The organism is endosymbiont of Riftia pachyptila (vent Ph05), from assembly GCF_000224455.1.
Lineage (GTDB): Bacteria > Pseudomonadota > Gammaproteobacteria > Chromatiales > Chromatiaceae > Endoriftia > Endoriftia persephonae.
On the sequence record NZ_AFOC01000008.1, the window covers coordinates 25,733 to 45,524 of the forward strand.

Annotated in this window: 13 protein-coding genes; 8 read left to right on the forward strand and 5 right to left on the reverse strand. The window is 58.6% G+C overall.

Annotation, left to right across the window (positions count from 1 at the left end; genetic code table 11):
• Window positions 1–3: 3 nt before the first annotated feature.
• From RIFP1SYM_RS02210 to RIFP1SYM_RS02235, 5 genes are all read right to left on the reverse strand, one after another.
• The gene (locus RIFP1SYM_RS02210) at window positions 4–2,892 is read right to left on the reverse strand and encodes a sensor histidine kinase (RefSeq protein ID WP_005959014.1); all 2,889 of its coding nucleotides are present in this window, start codon (window positions 2,890–2,892) and stop codon (window positions 4–6) included.
• Between the two features lie 290 nt (window positions 2,893–3,182).
• On the reverse strand, window positions 3,183–4,268 hold the full coding sequence (locus tag RIFP1SYM_RS02220; RefSeq protein ID WP_005959015.1) for an HD-GYP domain-containing protein: 1,086 nt from the start codon (window positions 4,266–4,268) through the stop codon (window positions 3,183–3,185).
• Between the two features lie 106 nt (window positions 4,269–4,374).
• Complete coding sequence (locus tag RIFP1SYM_RS02225; RefSeq protein ID WP_005959016.1) at window positions 4,375–5,994, reverse strand: GTPase; 1,620 nt, start codon at window positions 5,992–5,994, stop codon at window positions 4,375–4,377.
• On the reverse strand, window positions 5,991–7,733 hold the full coding sequence (locus RIFP1SYM_RS02230) for a GTPase domain-containing protein (RefSeq protein WP_039959594.1): 1,743 nt from the start codon (window positions 7,731–7,733) through the stop codon (window positions 5,991–5,993). The genes RIFP1SYM_RS02225 and RIFP1SYM_RS02230 overlap by 4 nt, the downstream gene beginning before the upstream one ends.
• A 116-nt stretch (window positions 7,734–7,849) precedes the next feature.
• Window positions 7,850–9,484, reverse strand: a complete 1,635-nt coding sequence (locus RIFP1SYM_RS02235) for an alpha-D-glucose phosphate-specific phosphoglucomutase (RefSeq protein WP_005959018.1) — start codon at window positions 9,482–9,484, stop codon at window positions 7,850–7,852.
• Window positions 9,485–9,655: 171 nt separating this feature from the next.
• Between RIFP1SYM_RS02235 and htpG the strand changes: the two genes are divergently transcribed.
• The 8 genes from htpG to RIFP1SYM_RS02275 all read left to right on the forward strand — a co-directional run bounded on the left by htpG (window position 9,656) and on the right by RIFP1SYM_RS02275 (window position 19,743).
• Window positions 9,656–11,572 (forward strand): molecular chaperone HtpG, encoded by a 1,917-nt coding sequence (htpG, locus tag RIFP1SYM_RS02240; RefSeq protein WP_006475363.1) that lies wholly within the window; start codon window positions 9,656–9,658, stop codon window positions 11,570–11,572.
• Between the two features lie 1,063 nt (window positions 11,573–12,635).
• A complete protein-coding gene (gspD, locus tag RIFP1SYM_RS02245) occupies window positions 12,636–14,684 on the forward strand; it encodes a type II secretion system secretin GspD (RefSeq protein ID WP_240991695.1) in 2,049 nt (682 codons plus the stop codon).
• An 83-nt stretch (window positions 14,685–14,767) separates the two neighbouring features.
• Window positions 14,768–16,522 (forward strand): GspE/PulE family protein, encoded by a 1,755-nt coding sequence (locus RIFP1SYM_RS02250; protein ID WP_005959021.1) that lies wholly within the window; start codon window positions 14,768–14,770, stop codon window positions 16,520–16,522.
• Window position 16,523: 1 nt separating this feature from the next.
• The gene (locus tag RIFP1SYM_RS02255; protein ID WP_005959022.1) at window positions 16,524–17,741 is read left to right on the forward strand and encodes a type II secretion system F family protein; all 1,218 of its coding nucleotides are present in this window, start codon (window positions 16,524–16,526) and stop codon (window positions 17,739–17,741) included.
• A 12-nt stretch (window positions 17,742–17,753) separates the two neighbouring features.
• Entirely contained in the window at window positions 17,754–18,191 is a 438-nt protein-coding gene (gene gspG, locus RIFP1SYM_RS02260; RefSeq protein WP_039959595.1) for a type II secretion system major pseudopilin GspG, read from the forward strand.
• 10 nt (window positions 18,192–18,201) lie between these two features.
• Window positions 18,202–18,657, forward strand: a complete 456-nt coding sequence (locus tag RIFP1SYM_RS02265; protein ID WP_005959024.1) for a prepilin-type N-terminal cleavage/methylation domain-containing protein — start codon at window positions 18,202–18,204, stop codon at window positions 18,655–18,657.
• Window positions 18,641–19,060 carry a prepilin-type N-terminal cleavage/methylation domain-containing protein gene (locus RIFP1SYM_RS02270; protein WP_240991696.1) on the forward strand — a complete coding sequence of 140 codons (420 nt, stop codon included), beginning with the start codon at window positions 18,641–18,643 and terminating at the stop codon, window positions 19,058–19,060. The genes RIFP1SYM_RS02265 and RIFP1SYM_RS02270 overlap by 17 nt, the downstream gene beginning before the upstream one ends.
• 14 nt (window positions 19,061–19,074) lie before the next feature.
• On the forward strand, window positions 19,075–19,743 hold the full coding sequence (locus tag RIFP1SYM_RS02275; protein WP_240991994.1) for a prepilin-type N-terminal cleavage/methylation domain-containing protein: 669 nt from the start codon (window positions 19,075–19,077) through the stop codon (window positions 19,741–19,743).
• Window positions 19,744–19,792: the final 49 nt, after the last annotated feature.

A 19,792-nucleotide genomic window follows, 5' to 3' on the forward strand; every position in this document is an offset into this window, starting at 1 on the left:
CGATCATTCCCCTGTTTTCATTGGCAGTGTGAATGTGAACACACTCCCCTCGTCGGGTTTGCTCTCGACTCGAATGTCGCCGCCCAGAAGAGCAGTCAGTTTCTTGCAGATAGACAGGCCGAGACCGGTACCTTCCTGCTTGCGGTTCAGCCCGGTATCGAGTTGGCGGAACTCTTTGAACACTTTGCTCACGTCCTCGGCATTGATGCCGATACCCGTGTCCTTCACACTGATCACTAGCCGATCATCGCTGAGGCAACATTTGATGCCCACTTCCCCGTGCTCGGTGAATTTCACCGCGTTGTTTAACAGATTGATCAGAATCTGCTCGACTCGCCGCCGGTCACTGGTAATACAACCCGCTTCGGGCGCCACCTCAACGGTCAGAGACAGTCCCTTCTTCTCGGCCAACAAGCTCACCTTTTGTGCCGCTTTCTCAATCGTTTCGCGTATATTAAAAGCCTCCGGCACGATCTCTACCTCGCCCACCTCGATCTTGGAGATATCCAGCACATCATTGATAAGTTCAAGCAGATGACGGGCGCTGCCCTGCACCATGCCGAGTTGCTTGGTCTGTTCTTCGGACAGGGGGCCGGCCAGGCCTTGCAGGATGATACCCGTGAAGCCGATGATCGAGTTAAGCGGCGTACGCAGTTCATGGGACATGGAGGCGATGAACATGGATTTTAGTTGATCTAACTCCATTAATGTTTCGTTGGCCTCTGCCAACTCGCGGGTACGCGTCGCTACGCGCTGCTCCAGCGAAAGTCTCAGGCGAAGATTAATCAGCGCGGTCGAGACCTGCTGGGCAAAAAGATTAAGGCTCTGTTTGTCTACTTCATCAAAGGGCTCACCGTTACGGAAAGCAGACAATCCACCAATGACCTTGTCCTCGTGTCGGAGTGGCGCAAGCACACCCGTGTTGACGTTCAGTGTCCGGCCGAATTCCGGGATGACGCGGGAATCGTCCGCCAGATTAGGTACGTGGACCGGCTCACCGTGCTCAGCGACCCAGCCGCAAAGCCCACCCCCCTGTAACGGCATTGTCTTGCCCTTTAATAGCTCCGCTTTGGCCCCTGCCGCAGCCACGTAGGTGAAAGATTCTCCGGATTCATCGAGCAGCGGCAAGGTGGCCAGGTCTGCATTCACGAGTGCCAGGATGCCCTGGTTGACCAGGTCATAAAATTCTTCGACCGGGCCTTCCTGCTGGATCAACTTACTTACCCACTCGTCGAGCATGATTAGGGCTTCATTTTGACGGCGACGTGTTTCTTCGACCTCTACACGCTCAGTGATATCGCGCAGGGCGACGGTAAAAAATATTTCACCGCCTAGATCCAACTTGGATATGGAAGCCTTAATTGGAAATTCCTCGTCGTTTTTTCTGCATCCGAGTAATGGCAGGGAACGCTCGTTCATCTGGCGAGCCGGTGCCTCTTCATCCTCAAAGTGCTTAATGTTTTCTTGATGCTTGTGACGAAACCTTTCCGGCAGCAACACATCCAGGGGATGACCCAGCACCTCGTCTGGAGAATAATCGAAAATCCGCTCGGCAGCGGGATTAAACAGAATAATCTTCTGCGAGTGATCCACCGTAATGATAGCGTCATTGGCTACCTGAATAATTCCTGACAACCGCGCCTCGCTCTGTCGCAACTTCTCATCAGCTTGTAGGCGCTCGGTGATGTCGCTTGAGATGCCGCAAATCCCATAGAGTGCCTGGTCAGCATCATATAAAGGGAACTTCTGTGAGATGTACGTATGCGGTCCATCTTTATGAGGCGCGATCTCTTGAATTTCCATAGGCTTTTCATCGCGGATTACTTTAAGGTCATTCATATGAATTGTATCGGCGACCTCCTTTGGAAAGATGTCATGGTCGGTCTTGCCGATCGTGTTGTCATTCGCGATACCGAACAACTGCTCAAAACGCCGGTTGGTCATTAAATAGCGTCCTGCTTTATTCTTGATATAAATGATCGCATCCGTGTTATCGATGATATCCCGGAGTTGTTTGTCACGTTCTCTGACGGTACGTTCCGCGTGGTCGCGGGATTTCAATAGATCTGACCAGCCACGGGCCAGTAAACCGAATTCGTCTAAGGAACTGGGTACCGGATAAGTAGGGATACCTGCTCCGAAAACGTCGCCTAAGGGCTGCTTTAGTGCATGCATTCCCTGATGAAAACTACGCAGAGCGACCCATGTGCCGGCTCCAGCGATCAGTACGAGCATAAACCAGAGTACAATGGTTTCGATCGCGAGGAATCCGGTCCGGTTGAAATAGTACGTTAATAATATGGTATCGATCATGACCGGCGTGAACAGGCCGAGCACTGTGACCTTCAACCGCAAGGGTGCGACCATCACCGTGACTCCCCGTGGCGCCAGAAAGCGGCCCAGCAGATCGGTAAGGTAGAAAAACAGCGGAAAGGCGGCGATTAGAAGGAATGGGATGACACCGAATGCCGAAAATACGTACTGTCCTAAGGTGTACTCTGTGCCTTGAAAGACGGCATTGGATAACAAGACAGTAGCGGGCCCAAAACTGCTGTACAGGCCTAGCAACCCCCAGAATATCCAGGGAAACGCCTTCAGTCTCCTAGTATGTGCGGGAACAAGTGTAGGCTGACGATCACCGAGCGCTACGACCGGTTCGATGACCAGGTACTTGAACACGAAAAATGCGATGAGCGTGAAAACGGCGATATAAACCCCGGTAAACCGGATCAGACTCAAGCCCGCTTCCTCTAACTCCCAGAAACCTAAAAAGGTCATGCCAAGTTCACCCGTCGCTGGCGGGATCAACCAGGCCGCAATGAGACCGGCGCGAAAGCGGCGCCGGAATTCATCCTTGGCAAGTTCGGTGGAAACTATCGAATTTTCAACCATAGCTTTGCTCGTTAGCCTCCGGATGCTTGTCTTGATGACCCCCGCTTATCTGATAGCGAAATGGTCTATTAGTGCATCGACCTCCCAGGCGAGCAAGCCAATACCCTGGGACAGTGCCATGATGCTCCACGTATTGCCGAAGACACCCCCCGAAAATCGTTCAGAGGTCGGCATGGTCGGAGAGGGCCTGTTGCTCTCGCCATGTGTTTTATCGTTCATGCTCTCCTCTTGCTCCCGCTCATGAACCACGCGTTCACCTTGTTTGTTCCTCAGATAGCGGGAGCCCTGCCTCAGTCCCTAGCCCGGTACTTATGGGCGATATGCACAAACTCGTCGAAGCTGGTCAGGAAGGCATCGGTGACGTCTGGATCGAACTGGCGACCGCGATCCGCGGCGATGACCTCTCGGGCTTTTTCGAATGGCATGGGCGGCTTGTATACCCGTTTCGAGATAAGGGCGTCGAAGACGTCGGCCAGGGCCATGAGCCGGGCCGAGACGGGAATGGCGTCCCCGGCCAGGCCGTCCGGGTAACCGTTCCCGTCCCAGCGCTCGTGGTGCCAATGGGCGATCTGCTTGGCCAGGGTGAAAAAATCCACCGGCTGATCGACATCCCTCTCGGCTTGCTCGATGGCCCGCGCGCCAAGCTCCGCGTGCGTCTTCATGACCACCCATTCATCGTCTGTGAGCTTACCTGGTTTGAGCAGGATGCTATCTGGAATACCCACCTTGCCGATGTCGTGCAAAGGCGCTGATCGGCTCAGCAGTGGGATGTAATGATCCGTGATGGTGTCGCTGAAGCGGGGGTGATCCTGAAGCTGTGTCGCCAGGACCTGGACATAGGATTGGGTGCGGAGGATATGGTCGCCGGTCTCCGAGTCACGGGTTTCCGCCAGATGCGCCAGGGCGCGTATGCTCACGTTCTGGATGGCCTGGTTTTCTTCCATACGCCGGGCGACCTCGGCTTCGAGATAGGCGTTCTTATCGTGGAGAAAATCACGGGCCTGCTTCAGTATCAGATGGGCTTTGACTCGGGCCAGCAGGATCGCTGGTCTGATGGGCTTGGTGATGTAATCCACCGCGCCCAGTCTCAGCCCCTTCTCTTCGTCTGCCGCCGTCTCCATGGCAGTGACAAAAATCACCGGTATATCGTGGGTGGCCTGATTTTCTTTTAGTCGTGACAATACAGAGTAGCCATCCATTCCGGACATCAGTACGTCGAGTAGTATCAGGTCAGGGCGTGGGTCCGTAGTGGCTACCTGCAACGCCCGCAACCCGGAGTTGGCGGCTCGCACCCTGTAAGTGGATTCAAGTACCTTGCTCATTGCCGACAGAATTGTTGGATCATCGTCAACAATGAGTAGTGTTGCTTCGCTCATGGGCTTCCCATTTCTTAAGACGGCTGCAAGGGAATTCTAGAGCAACTCTGCTGCACTCACCTTGTTTGCGGTGGTAGTCAGAGCCGTCACCGTGAATAGGGTTGGATTAATCCAGCGGTTCCCCGGCTTGGATGTAGGGTGGCGCCTGGCCGGGTTGTTCCCCCCGCTCCGAGATGATTGCATCCAGAGCGGCAATCAACGCCTGCTGCTCCTCATCCAGCTCCCCATAGAGTGTAGTGAAGCGTGCCTGAATTGCGACAATGCCTTGCCGCAGTGTCTGTCCAATTGCTCGGCGCAGGCTGGCGGCGGCGGAGGGCTTTGTGCGTTGCTGTAGCAGCTGTGGGATCAGCCAGGCGAGCAGCACCAGCAGTGTGGTATGAATGGCGAAATCGAGACCGAGGAAGGCCTGTTCTCCCCGTGTGCCGGCATAGAAATCAGCCACTACATGATAGCCGGCCCAGGCCGCTGCCGCCAGCGGCAGCAGCCCGCTGAGCAGGCGGAAACCACGGTAGAGCAGCCGTTGCCCGGCGCGGCCGGGGCGGGCCAGCGCCTCAGTTGCGGCCCGCTCGATCGGCCCCAGCAGCAGTGGTTGATGCTCCGCATGCAGCCGTTTGAGGTGACGTTTGAGCGGTCTGACAGGCAGCTGATGGAGGACAGCATGGTTCTCCAGTTCCAGCAGCAGATCGGCGAAGCGCTGCTCATTGTGTTGTGACCAGATTACCGACTGCCAGGCGGCAGGGTCTGGGGGGATGGGGGCTGGCGCGCTGTCGAGCCGCCAGAAGCGCTCTTGCTGTTCGGCGCTCTGCAACGGGCGGATCAGCGCCTCGGCACTCAACGCCATCTCCTGGGTGAGTTGTTCAAGGCGCTGCTGGCTGATGGCAAGGAAGCCGGCCTGGATCTGCGCCAGGTCGTGGCGACTGAGCTGTTGGCGCATCTGCCCGGCGAAGGCCTGCAGTTCCGCCTCCCGCGCCTGCAGGCCCAGGCGTTTGAACAGCTCTAGACCGTAGGTTTCGATGGCACGGTTGATGGTTGCTTCCAGTTGCGGGAAGTCATCCTCCCCTGCCGTGACAGTGCAGCTGGTGCGCAGGATGGCCGGATCGCTGAAGCCTTCGCGCTGCAGCCGCCGGCGGAAGTCATCGAGCTGCTGCGGTGCGCCCTGATCCCAATGGTTGATCACAAACAGCCAGGCGTGGTGTTGGCCGCGTTGCTGCAGGAAACGCCAGCCCAGGTCGTCGTGGTAGCGATCCGGGCTGACCACATAGACCATCCAATCGACGTAGGGAAGCCAGGCTTCCACCAGCGCCCGGTGACGCTGCTCGATGCTGTCGATATCGGGCAGGTCGAGCCAGGCCACCAGCCTGCGCCGGTCGTTCTGATGATAGGCGGTGACGGTCTCTTCGAGAGGCAGCTCAGCGGGCAGCTGTGCCAGCGGGAAGTCTTGATGCAGATAGAGGGTGACCTCCTGAGAAGTGGGGCGCTGCACCCCGACCCGGGCGATCTGCTGCTGCGCCAGCCGGTTTAGCAGGCTGCTTTTGCCGACCCCGGTGCCACCGAAGAAAGCGACGATCAGCGGTCGTTCGCGGCTATTGGTGAACAGATCATCTGCCTGCTGCTGTTCGATCTGCGCTAGTTGTTGCTGCGCCTGGGCTGGGATCCAGCCGCTCTGCCTGGCGCTGTCTGTCCATTCTCTGAGGGCCTGAAACTGTTGTTGAAATGTGTCGCTCATGAGGTGAGTTTTTTGAGTGCGTCGGTTGCCTGGGCGAGCTCCCCGGCATTGATCTGAAACAAGCCCTCACAGGGCATCTGCTGGGCCAGTTGCCGTAGCTGCTTGCCCAGCGCCTGATCAAAAATCCGGCTCTCCACTGCCAGCCGCTGGCGGGCCTTGAGCTGCTCACGGATAGTGTGCATGTAGTGGCCGCCGGCGCTCTCCGCCAGGCTGGAGGTGAAGGCGAGCATCGCCGGGGCGAATAGCAGGTCACTGATGCCGATACCGCCGGTCTTCAGCGCGAAGGCGATGCCCGCTGCATCCAGGGTGGCGCGGGTGGCGCGCAGGCTGTGCAGCTTGCCGGGGTGGTGTTGCAGATGCTGATAGAGCTGCTCACCGGCCTGGCGGATCTCCGGTTCGAAGGCGTGCTGGTGGGCCTGGATGGCGTCAGCGGCCTGTTGGCTGAGGGCTGTCTGCTGTTGTAGCAGTGCGACGCCGAGCTGGCTCCACCAGAGATTGCTGGGAGTGCCGGACTGGCTGGCCTGTTCGCCCAGCTGTTGCTGTAGCGAGAGCAGCAGGTGGCGGACCGCGTCGTTCAGCACCTGGGCCTCATGCCCAGTTTCGTTGCCGTCGCCCTTGTCTGTCTGGATCAGCTTCCCCAACTGGCGTGCCGGCCAGCTCAGGTAGTGGCGTGCGCGGCTTAAAACCGGGGCCAGACCGGGGATCTCCAGCAGCTGCAGCAGCTCGGCGATGGCGCGCTGGAAGGTCTCTTCGTAGTTGGAGTGCTCCAGGTAGTCGCGCTGGTAGATCGCCAACGCCTCGGCGATGCCGTTGTCGATGGCCGTTGCCCATTGTTGAGCGGCGCTGTGCTCTTCCTGCAGCGGTTTGCTCCAGGCCGGCCAGTAGTGCTGCAGCAGCTCGGCGAGCCGCGCCTGAGGGATGGTGCCAGTGTGCTGTTCGATGGCCGCCGTCACCGTGCGGCGCAGCGCCTCCGCCTCGGGAGTGTCGGCGAGGGTGGCCTCGCCCTCAGGGAGGTAGGGGAGGGCGACTATACCGAGATAGGTGATCGACTCCTGCTGCAGCCGCTCTGCCAGGGTCTGGGTGAGGATCCTGGCCTCCTCGTTGCTGGTCTTGTTGAGGCAGATCACCAGCGGCAGGCCCACCGGGGCGATCAGCCGCAGCAGCCGCCATACTGACTGATCAGCATACTTCTCGCGGCTCACCACCAGCAGGATCGCATCCGCCATCGCGCAGAGGGTGGGGATGCGGTGGCGGTAGTGGCGTGCGCTGACCGAGTCGAAGTCGGGGCTGTCCCAGATCAGCAGCGGGGCGGCTTGTTGCCCGGAGCCGGAATCGAGCCGGCACAGGGAGTAGTCGTCTGCTTCGCCGGGGGGATGGTTGTTGGCCAGCCGCCAGTCGGGGAACTGGACGGTGATGGCGGTGCGCTGCTCGCTGCTCAGCGTGGTAGTGCTGAAGCCCTGCGGATGCTGGGTGAAGCCCGCCAGCGGGCTCGCTTCAGCGGCGCTCTGACCGAGCAGCAGATTCACCAGACTGCTCTTGCCCGACTGGGTGGGGCCGATCACCGCCAGCTGGGGCGGCAGGCCGGTAATTGTGGGGCGGTTGCCGCTGCGCCGCAGCAGGCTGATGGCGAAGTTGAGCGGATCGGCGAAGGGGCTCTCTGGATTGCTGTCGGCCAACCCCTCCGCACGGCGCTGCAGCCGTTCTAAAAAGTGCAGCAGGGTGTCCGTTTCGTCGCTCATCAATCGGCTCTGTCTAGATCTCGGCGTAGGAGCGCCGCTGGCGGCGCGAATTGGTGATGAGCCAATCTTTGCGCGCCGCGAGCAGCGCTCCTACAGGGTGGGTAGTGCGAATCGGATCAGGTGATAACGGTTGGTTCGCTGCGGCCGGTACGGGCCTCGATCTCGGCTAGTTCGGTGGCGATCTGTACCAGCGGCTGCATCACCTTGGCGGTCTCCAGGGTGTGCTTGTCAGGATCGGGCTCGTAGGCCTCCAAGTATACGCGCAGGGTGGCGCCGACGGTGCCGGTGCCGGAGAGGCGGTAGACGATACGTGAGCCACCGCTGAAGCCGATGCGGATGCCCTGGTTTTTCGAGATGCTGCCATCTACCGGATCGGTGTAGGCGAAGTCGTCGGCGTAGTCGACTGTGTAGTTGCCGAACTGGCTGCCGGGCAGTGCGCTGAGGCGGCTGCGCAGGTGCTCCATCAGCCCCTCGGCGGCGGCCTTGTCCACCGCCTCGTAGTCGTAGCGGGTGTAGAAATTACGGCCGAACTTACGCCAGTGGTCGCGCACGATCTGCTCTACTGACTCCTGGCGCACCGCCAGCAGGTTGAGCCAAAACAGCACTGCCCACAAGCCATCTTTCTCGCGCACATGGTCGGAGCCGGTGCCGAAGCTCTCCTCGCCGCACAGGGTGATCTTACGGGCGTCGAGCAGGTTGCCGAAGAACTTCCAGCCGGTGGGGGTCTCGTAGCACTCCAGGCCGAGGGCGTCGGCGACCCGGTCGGCGGCCTGGCTGGTGGGCATTGAGCGGGCGACGCCGCTGATGCCGCTTTTGTAACCCTTGATCAGGTGGGCGTTGGCCGCCATCACCGCCAGGCTGTCGCTAGGGGTGACGAAGAAGTTGCGGCCGAGGATCATGTTGCGGTCGCCGTCACCGTCGGAGGCGGCGGCAAAGTCGATGGCGTTGATGCCGCTGGTGAGCTTCACGATCTCTTTGGCATGGGCCAGGTTTGGATCGGGGTGACCGCCACCGAAGTCCTCCTTGGGCTCGCCGTTGATCACGGTGCCAGGCTCGGCACCGAGGATGCCCTCGATGATGCGTTTGGCATAGGGACCGGTAACCGCGTGCATGGCGTCAAAGCGCATCTGGAACAAGCCGGAGTTGAACAGCTGGTGGATGCGTTCGAAGTCGAACAGCTGCTTCATCAGTTCGGCGTAGTCGGCCACCGGGTCGATCACCTCGATGCTGGTGTCGCCGAGCTGCTGGATGCCGAGCTGGTCCAGGTCGATGTCTGTTGCCTCGACGATGCGGTATTCGCTGATCGTCTTGGTGCGCTCGAAGATCGCTTCGGTGACCCCCTCGGGAGCAGGGCCGCCGTTGGCGGTGTTGAATTTGATGCCGAAGTCCTCATCCGGGCCGCCGGGGTTGTGGCTGGCGGAGAGGATGATGCCACCGTTGGTTTTGTATTTGCGGATCACGCAGGAGGCAGCGGGGGTGGAGAGGATGCCGCCCTGGCCGACAATCACCCGGGCGACACCGTTGGCGGCGGCGAGACGAATGATAATCTGGATCGCCTGGCGGTTGTAGAAGCGGCCGTCACCACCCAGCGCCATCACGCCACCCTTCAGGTCGGCCTGGGTGTCGAAGATCGACTGCACAAAGTTTTCCAGGTAGTTGGGGCCCTGAAATACTTTGACCTTCTTGCGCAAGCCCGAGGTGCCTGGTTTTTGGTCGTCGAACGGATGGCTGGTGATGCTGGAGATTTCCATTTGACCTCTTCTGTGCGTTGGGTGACTGCAGAACGGGCCTATTCAAGCACAGGAGTGATGGGAATCGAACCCCTGCTTGAAAAGATGGGACATCGCCCCCATCTGTTGGCCGATTCGCTGAAATCGCGCGATTTTTTAAGTGTATGTATTTGATGGAGGTTGATATTCCCCATGAGTGTTGAAGCCCAGAAGGAGACCCTGGCGTTCCAGGCCGAGGTGAGTCAGGTGTTGAACCTGGTGATCCGTTCCCTTTACAGCAATAAGGAGATCTTCCTGCGGGAGCTGGTCTCCAACGCATCTGATGCGGCAGAGAAGCTGCGTTTTGAGGCGCTGACCGACGAGGCGCTGTTTGAGGATGACCCTGAACTACGGATCCGCGTGACGATGGACAAGGAGGCGGGCACCCTGACCATCTCCGACAACGGTATCGGTATGAGTCGTCAGGAGGTGACCGAGACCATCGGCACTATCGCCAGCTCCGGCACCAAGAAGTTTTTTGAGGCGTTGAGCGGTGATCAGACCAAGGATAGCGAGCTGATCGGTCAGTTTGGTGTCGGCTTCTACTCTGCCTTTATCGTTGCCGACAAGGTGACCCTGATCACCCGCCGTGCCGGCCTCGCCGAAGAGCATGGGGTGCGCTGGGAGTCCACCGGCGAGGGTGACTACAGTATCGAGAACGTGGATAAGCCCAGCCGCGGTACCGACGTGATCCTGCACCTGCGTGAGGATGAGAAGGAGTTCCTGGAGGACTACCGGCTGCGTTCCATTATCTCTAAGTTCTCCGACCATATCGCGATGCCGGTGGAGATGGAGAAGCAGCGGTTCGGCGAACCAGAGGCGGGGGAAGAGCAACCGGAGCAGCCAGAGTTTGAGCGGGTCAACAAGGGCACTGCGCTGTGGATGCGGCCCAAGTCGGAGATCAGCGACGAGGAGTATAAAGAGTTCTACAAACACGTCTCCCATGACTTTGAAGAGCCGCTCGCCTGGGCCCACAATCGGGTCGAGGGCAACAACGAATACTCCGCGCTGCTCTACATCCCCAGCCGCGCCCCGTTCGATATGTGGGACCGGGATCAGAAACATGGCGTAAAACTCTTCGTGCGCCGCGTCTTCATCATGGACGAGGCGGAAAAGCTGATGCCGCGCTACCTGCGTTTCATCAAAGGTGTGGTCGATTCTGATGACCTGCCGCTCAATGTCTCCCGTGAGATCCTGCAGCACAATCGCAAGATCGACACCATCCGCCAGGCCAACGTCAAGCGCGTACTCGGCATGCTGGAGAAGATGGCGAAGAATGAGCCCGAGAAGTACCAAACCTTCTGGGACCAGTTCGGCAAGGTGATGAAAGAGGGGCCGGCGGAGGAGTTCGGTAACAAGGAGCGGATCGCCGGGCTGCTGCGCTTCGCCTCCACCCATAACGATGACGACACCCAGAATGTCTCTCTGGCCGACTACATCGGGCGTATGAAAGAGGGGCAGGAGAAGATCTACTACATCACCGCCGACAGTGCCGCTGCCGCTCGCTTCAGCCCGCATCTAGAGCTGCTGAAGAAGAAGGGCATCGAGGTGCTGCTGCTCTCCGACCGGGTCGACGAGTGGCTGGTCTCCAGCCTCACCGAATTCGACGGCAAGCCGCTGCAGTCGGTGGCCAAGGGCGCCCTCGATCTGGGTGAGCTGGAAGACAAGGAGGAGAAAGAGGCCCAGGAGAAGTCGGCGGAGGAGCACCAGGGGCTGCTGGAGCGGGTCAAAAAGGTGCTCGGCGAGACGGTCAAAGAGGTGCGCGTCAGCCACCGGCTCACCGACTCCCCCGCCTGCCTGGTGGTGGAGGAGCACGACATGAGTGCCAATCTGGCGCGGGTGCTGAAGTCGGTTGGCCAGGACGCGCCCGGCACCTCACCGATCATGGAGCTCAACATGCAACACCCCCTGCTGGAACGTCTCGATCAGGAACCCGACGAAGATCGCTTCGCCGACCTGACCCGGGTTTTGTTCGACCAGGCCCAACTGGCGGAGGGTGGTCAGCTGGATGACCCGGCGGCCTTTGTGCGGCGGCTCAATACATTGATGTTGAATCTTTCGGGAGAGTGAGCGCCTGCCGGCGCGAGACGTTTAGGGAACCTCTGATTAAGTCTGGACGAAGTTGATTGTGACTCAGAATATTCAGATTCAAGGCGCAAATCGCATGTAAAGCTACCGTTCCCTGCTCACGCTCCTCCCCTACATCCCTGTAGGGGATTGCGAACGACTGCATGGATGCAGGAGGTAGAGTCACGCATGGAGCCGTTGCCGAGATTTGCAACGCAGAAGCTGAATATTCTGGGCACAAGATACGAGTTCATGACCTGATCAGAGGCTCCTTAGCCCCGCTGCCTCTAGTCCGGTTTTAAGAGCGGGGAGCTTATTCGGGTAGCGTTTACGCAGCCTGCCTCCAGGCAGGCTGCGCTCTGCAAGAAATAAAAGTGTGGTAGGATCGCCTCGGTTGGCAGATTGTTTGGAGATCCGAGACCAAGAAGACTCGTAAGTCCTTGACGAAATATCACGTTATTCGGCGCCCTCCGTCTCCTGCGAAAGCAGTATCGTCCCATTGGTCGGCGTTGATGGCACCATGTTTTTTTGGCGGGATTGGCCATGAAGTCGGTGTTTGCTGGCCTTTCGGGCATGACGGGGAGGTTTTGCCGCGCTTCGAATGGTGAGGGCTAAGAACATCCGTCGCGAAGCCAATCAAGGGGGAGTAGGAGTCTGGTGGACTTGCATCAATTGCATCTGCCGGGCTAAATGCGCGATTGCCTGCCCAAGCCAGCTAGTCTGAACAGCTGCATTCGGATCGCAGACACTCGAGTCGACTTGAGTCGAACCTTCCCGGCTTAGGGAGCCGGCAGGTGGTCGGTCGGATGTTGCGCCATGCTGACGCAGTTTTCATCTGCTTCAGGGGCGGCAGCCAGCGGTGAAAGAGAGAATAAGAGAAAGCCGGGCCTGAATCGGCGGTTTGAAGAGCATCATGACCAATAAAGTTGTCCACCTATTTATGTGGTCCCTGTTACTGCCTGTGCTGGCGGCGTGTACGCCTGCGGCTGGCGTAAAAAGTGATCCAGCGCGGCAGGAGCCAGTTGTAGCGCACGGATCGACTCAAGAGTGGATGCAGGAAGAGAGCATGCCGGAATCTGCCGCGGTTGCTCCAACCACGCTCCCTTCAGGACGGGGGAGTGAGCCCGTTCAATCAGCCAAAGCTCCTTTTTACAAAGTTGGCAGTGGAAAGTTTCTGAATCTCTCAGGTCAGGGTGAAGAGAGCGGTTCGGCGGGTGAGATTACGCTCCACTTCGACGGCATCGAACTGCATGAGGTTGTGCGGATCGTATTCGAGGAGATCCTGAAACAAAACTACCTCATCGATCCACGGGTGCAGGGTGTGGTTACCATGCGCACCTATAACCCTGTACCGATCGACAGCGTGATGGGGATTCTTGAGTCGCTCCTGCAGAGCTATGGTGCCGCGATGATCTACGACGCAGGGCTCTATCGGATCATCCCCCTTGCGGATGCCGCTAAACAGTCCAGTGTTCCGGTTGTCGGCAAGGTGGGGGCGGCAGGCATCGCGGGCTTTGGTACCCAGATTGTGCCGTTGCGCTACATCGCAGCGAGGGAGATGAAGAAGATCCTCGGCTCGGTATCCTCGGCTGAGCTGACCTTCACGACTAACGATGCGCGTAACCTGCTGCTGATACGTGGCTCGCGTTTTCAGATCAATCAGGCCCTTGAGACGGTAAAGTTGTTCGACGTGGATTGGTTGAAGGGGATGTCCTTCGGCCTGTTCGCATTGGAGTATGCGGATGCCGCCACCTTGGTCGATGAGTTGAACAAGCTGCTGGTCGCTACCGATGAGGGGCCCTTGTCTGGCATGGTTCGCCTGGTGCCAGTGGCGCGGCTCAATTCGGTGATGGTGATTACCCCTCAGCCGGGTTATCTCGATACCATCAAGGAGCTGGTGGAGCGGTTCGACCAGGGTGGTACAACATCGCCGGGTCAACGGCTCTACGTCTATCGCCTGAAGTATGGTAAGGCGGATAGCATCGCTGGGTTGCTGCAGGAGATCTTTGGTGGCGGGGGAGGGAAAAGCGCCCCCAGTTCGGATCAGGCCTCCCCCCCGGCGGAGCGTTCCAATGTGCGTTCGCCGACCCAGAGTGCGATCACACCACCGCCACAGCTGACCGATAAGCCACTCGATCCGGCGGTTCAGATGGGGGCGGCGGCGATGGATCCGGCGGGCGAGCCGGCGCCGGGCATTGCTGGCCAAGGTGAGGTAAAGATCATCGCCGATCAAGATCGTAACGCGATCCTAGTTTTGGCTTCGGCGCGGGATTACAAGTCGGTGGAGGCGACCATCCGCAAGCTCGATGTGCCGCCGATGCAGGTGTTGATAGAGGCGACCATCGCTGAGGTCTCTCTGACCAATAACCTGAGTTATGGCGTGCGCTGGTTCCTGCAGGGAAATATGGGGGGGAGCGATAAGTGGCAGGGTGGGCTGAACCTGCCGCTGCCGAGTGGGGTCTCGGGCTCCGGGTTCTCGCTGGGGATTTTGAACAGTATGGATGAGTTGAAGCTCTTCTTTAATCTGTTGAACGCCCAATCCTCGGTCAAATTCCTCTCCGCGCCGCAGATCATGGTGGTCGATAATCAGTCGGCCAGCTTTAGGGTCGGCGATCAGATCCCGATCATCACACGCTCCTCCCAGAGCACCACCAATCCCGACGCCCCGATCGTTACCGAAGTCCAGTTCCGTGACACCGGTACGCTGCTTACCGTCACGCCCCGGGTCAATGTCGGTGGAATGGTGACCTTAGAGATCAGCCAGGAGGTGAGCAAACCGGGTTCGGCGCCAGCGGTTGGGGGCGGTGGGAATGTCCCCATTGCGCAGCGTACCGTGGACAGCACGGTGGTGGTGAACAGCGGTCAGACGATCATCCTGGGTGGGCTTATCAGTGAAACCAGTAACGACACCAAGGACGGGATCCCGATCTTGATGGATCTCCCCGGGGTGGGAAAAATGTTCAGCAACACGACGAAAGATGTTGCGCGTACCGAGCTGATTATCACCATCACGCCACGGGTGGTGGCCAATCCAATGCAGGCCAAAGTGCTGACCGACGAGCTGCGCAAGAGTCTCAAAGAGGCGAGTGCGCTGGAGCGCTCGATCAGACATTAACGCCCATGCGGAATCTTAGATGCACAGGATGGCTAGTGATGGGGCGCATTGGCTGTTCTTCACTCCTCTTCGAGAAATCCTGAATGACCACCGATGTGAGTATCAAGGGGCAGCATTCCCCCTCTGCCAGCCCACAACAGAAGGCCAGTCTGCTCGATAGCGGGATTGGTGGTTATTTGGTGCAGACCGGCAGGCTGCGCAGGGAGGAGGCAGAAAATGCCCTTAGAATCTTCTCCGAGCAGCAGAGCGAGAGCTCTTTTGCCGTGCTGCTGGTGCGGATGGGAATGCTCTCCGACCAGGAACTGGCACAGGCTCAATCGGCGTTTCATGGGATCCCGCTGATCGACGAGAGCGAGTTCCCGGAGAGATTGCCCTATGGCTCGCGTATCTCGTTGGCGTTTCTGAATCGCAATCTGTGCGTGCCGGTGCAGGAGGACGAGGCGGGCCTGATGGTGGCGATGGCCGATCCGGATAACCCCTACCTGCTTGAGGCCCTGAAGATGGTCTCGGGTTGTGAGGTGGTGCCGCGGGTCGGGGTGGTGTCGGAGATCGAGGCCGCCTTCCGGCAGCGCTACACCGAAACCGATGAGGAGGCGGCTGCCAGGGGGGAGGTGGGGCGTCTTGGCGCGGTTGGCGATGATGATATCGAGCACCTCAAAGAGTTGGCCAGTGAGGCGCCGGTCATCAAGCTGGTGAACCAACTGATCCAGCAGGCAGTAAACCAACAGGCGTCAGATATCCATATCGAACCTTTCGAGCAGAGCTTGAAGGTTCGATACCGCATCGATGGCATCATGCGTGAGATTGAGGACGCCCCAGCCGGGGTTGCTGCGGCGGTTGTTTCGCGGGTCAAGATATTGGCGAATCTGAATATCGCCGAGCGGCGGTTGCCACAGGACGGTCGCTTTAAGATAAAGGTCAAGGGCGTCTGGCTCGATCTGCGGGTATCGACCGTACCGACAGTGTATGGTGAGAGCGTGGTGTTGCGGTTGCTGCACAGTGAGGGCGCAGGGGGGGACTTTAAGTGCTTGGGCTTTACCCGTGAGCAGGAGGAGAAGCTGCGTGCTGCCCTGTCGATCCCGCATGGCATCATCCTGGTGACTGGCCCCACTGGGAGCGGTAAGACCACCACCCTCTATGCGGCGCTGAATCACCTGAACACCCCGGAACGGAAGATCCTTTCCGTGGAGGATCCGGTCGAATATAACATCGACGGCATCAACCAGATCCAGGTTAAGCCACAGATCGGCTTGACCTTCTCCAACGCCCTGCGTTCGATCGTGCGGCAGGATCCCGATGTCATCATGATCGGTGAGATGCGTGATCAGGAGACCGCAGCCATCGCTATACAGTCGGCCCTGACTGGCCATCTGGTGCTTTCTACACTGCACACCAATGATGCGGCTGGCAGCATCACGCGTTTGCTCGATATGGGGGTGGATGACTTTTTGCTGAAATCGACGCTGACGGCGGTATTGGCCCAGCGGTTGGTGCGTCGCCTGTGTGATGCGTGCAAGCAGCCCTATCGGGTTGGCGAGGAGCTGGCCCAGCGCTTGCGCTTGTCGGCGAGCGTCGAGATGGAGACGGCGCAGTTCTACACCGCCCACGGTTGTGAGCAGTGCCGTGGTACAGGTTATATCGGGCGGGCGGCGATCGTGGAGATCATCCTGCTCGACGATAAGATCAGGGATCTGATCATGGCGCGCGCCGATTCACTCAGCATCGCACGTCAGGCACGCTCGGCTAACATGCTCACACTGTATGAGGATGGTATGGCAAAGGCGGCAAAGGGTGTGACCACGATCGAAGAGATATTGCGGGTAACGCGGCTGGACTGATATGCCGAACTACTTTTTCAAGGCCGCATCACTGGACGGGGAGGTTACGGAGGGGACGACGGAGGGTGCGAGCCGAGAGGCTGTGGTCAAGATGATCCAGGCGCAGGGGCGGGTGCCAATTCAGGTCGAACTGAGCCATGCCTTGAGTGCCAGCTCCAAGGCTTTGAAGCCTGTTGGGCTGTTTAGGCGCAACAAAGACCAACTGCTGCTGTTTACCCGTGAACTATCGACGCTGCTCAAGGCGGGCTTGTCGCTCGATCGCTCGCTCGCGTTACTGATCTCGGTAAATAGTGATCCGGCATTTTCTCAGGTGCTGTCGGCACTGCAGGAAAAGATCAAGGGGGGGGACTCCTTTGCCGATGCCCTGGCAGCGCAACAGGGGATCTTCCCAGATATCTACATCAGCCTGGCGAGGGCGGGTGAGCTGGGTGGTACCCTCGAATCGGTCATGGCCCGTTTGGCGGATCATCTGGAACGCAGTAGCGAACTGAAGGGCTCGTTGAAGTCCGCCATGATCTACCCGATCATCCTGGTGATAGTCGCTATCGTGTCGATCATCATCCTTCTTACCTATGTCATTCCACAGTTCAAGGAGCTGTTTGAGGGGATGGGGGCCGCACTGCCGCTCTCCACTGCCATCGTGTTGCAGGCAGGGGATCTGCTAAAGGCCTATGGTTGGATCTTTGTCTCGCTGATTGTCCTGTTTGTGTTGTGGATTCGCTATCAGCTGCAGCGTCCAAAGGGACAGTACCGCTGGCATCGGCGCGTCCTCTCACTGCCGTTACTGGGGGAACTGATTACCAAGATGGAGGTCGCTGTCTTCTCCCGTACCTTGGGCACTTTGCTGCAGAATGGTATCCCGATGGTGAAGGCAATGGGGATTGTGCGTGAGACGTTACAGAATCGGGTGATCGCCGACAGCATGGATGGGGTGATCAACGGGCTCAAAGAGGGGGCGCGATTGACCACGCAGCTGAAGAAGGCGGGGTGCTTTCCAGAGTTTTCGGTGCAGATGATCGGTGTGGGTGAAGAATCCGGAGAGCTGGAGCAGATGCTGCTGCATATAGCGGAGATATACGATAAAGAGGTGAACCGTTCGATTAAGCAGTCGTTGGCGATCCTGGAGCCAATGCTGATTCTGTTCCTGGGTGTGATCGTTGCTGGGGTGATCATGTCCATTCTGGTGGCGATCATGGGTATTAATCAACTGGTTATCTGAAGGATAGAGGTGATGAAAAGACGTTTTAGCGGGGCTCGTTCGATTGATTTCACGGGGTTTACACTCATTGAGCTGCTGGTGGTGTTGGTGATTCTGGGGTTGCTGGCGGGGTTGGTTGGGCCACAGATGATGCGTTATCTTGGCGGGGCCAAATCCGACACGGCGAAGTTACAGATTGAGGAGTTTGGCGCAGGTCTTGACCTTTATCATTTAGAGGTGGGGCGTTATCCAAGTACGGCAGAGGGGTTACAGGCGCTGGTGGAGGCGCCCGGTGGTGTCGATGGCTGGCATGGCCCCTACCTGAAAAAGAAGCGCATCCCCAAAGACCCCTGGGGTAGGGACTACCACTACCAATTTCCTGGAGAGAATGGCCTCTACGACCTCTATTCGCTGGGTCAGGACAACACGGAAGGTGGTGCTGGAGAGGACCAGGATGTGGTGAGTTGGTGAGGCTGGGGGGATGTCTCGTACCGCGGGCGGTTTCACGCTGTTGGAGCTGCTGCTGGTTCTGACTCTGATGGCGATGATGGTGGCGTTGGTTCCACCGCTGTTGAGTCGAGCCTTGCCAGGTGTTTCCGCCAGGAGTCTGGTGAACGATGTGGTGCTGATGGTTAGAGAATCACGCAGCCGGGCTATCGTCTCCAACCGGAAGCAGCAGATCTATTTCGACCGGCAGAGGCGAGCCCTGTTGAGCGAAGCCGGGCGTAATAGCTTGGATATCCCGGATGGGCTGAGGCTCGAGTTCGATAAAGGAGATGGGTTGGATAAGGTGGTGCTCTTCAGCGCCTATCCAGATGGCACGGTTAGCGGGGGGCAGATAGTGATCTGGAGTGAACAGCATCGTTTCCTGTTGCGGGTGAACTGGATCAGTGGGGTTCTGGAGGTGGAGGAGCGTTCGGGTGAGATCCCCAATTAAGCGGGGGACTCAGAGGGGATTTACCCTGATTGAGGTGCTGGTTGCTTTCGCAATCCTTGCCATGTCGCTGACGGTGCTCTACCGCATCTTCTCCGGTGGTTTAAGTAATATTTCGATTGCGCAGCGCCATATGGGAGCGCTGATGCTGGTGCAGGACTTGCTGGAAGGGACGGACCTGAACTGGCGGGAGCTGGAGGGGGTAGAGAGAGGCGAGAGCGTTGGTGGCTATCGCTGGAATCGCTCGGTGACGCCCTATGAAAGGAGCGATGCCAGTGGCAGAACTCAGGAGGGCGGGCTCTATCAAATTAAGGTCCGGGTTTCTTGGTCGTTGCTGGGTCGCCAGCGTGAGTTGAATATGAGCAGCCTCAGGCTTGATCCGCTAAAGCCACCATCGGTGAAGTGAGATGGATGGCGCTGGTGAATGACCGCCATAGACAACAGGGGTTTACCCTGCTGGAGATCTTGGTTGCCGTGGCTCTGCTGTCGCTGCTGATGACCGCAGCCTTCAGTTCGGTCCACTACGCAAGCAGGAGCTGGGAAGCAGGGATCCGGCGCGTGGGGTCAGGTGATGCCGGTCGTGCTGCGGAGCGCCTGCTGGCAAAGATGATTCGGCAGCTGCGGATGGGGCGTTATAGCGACGGGGGAAAAGAGCATCTCTTGTTTGACGGTGAGGCAAATCAGCTCGCCTTTATCGCGCCGGCGCCTGAGTATGATGAGCGATTCGCAGACTATGAGTACCTGTTGAGATTCACCTCCGTGGATGGTGGGGGGGAACTGGTGCTCTTCTACCTTCCGCGGCTGCCGGGTGATCATCCTTTAAGGATTGATGAGGAGGCCCCCAGTCAAGTGTTGTTGCACGGACTGAGCGAGTTTCGTATCGCTTATTACGGGCAACATCGGACAACAGATCTAGGCTGGGTTGAGCAGTGGCGTCAGGAGGAGCCAGCTTATCCCCAGCTAATCAGTTTTAGCTTTAGCATTGAGGATGGGGCGCCAGTGCGAGAGAAGATTATTCGGGTCAGATCAGATCTGCAGGCCACAGTGAGTATCAAGCCGAGATCGCGTTCGAGGCGCAGGGGCCGATAGTCGCGTTGTGTGGGAAGAGAGGTATGAAGTAAAAATGCACAGGGCTGGC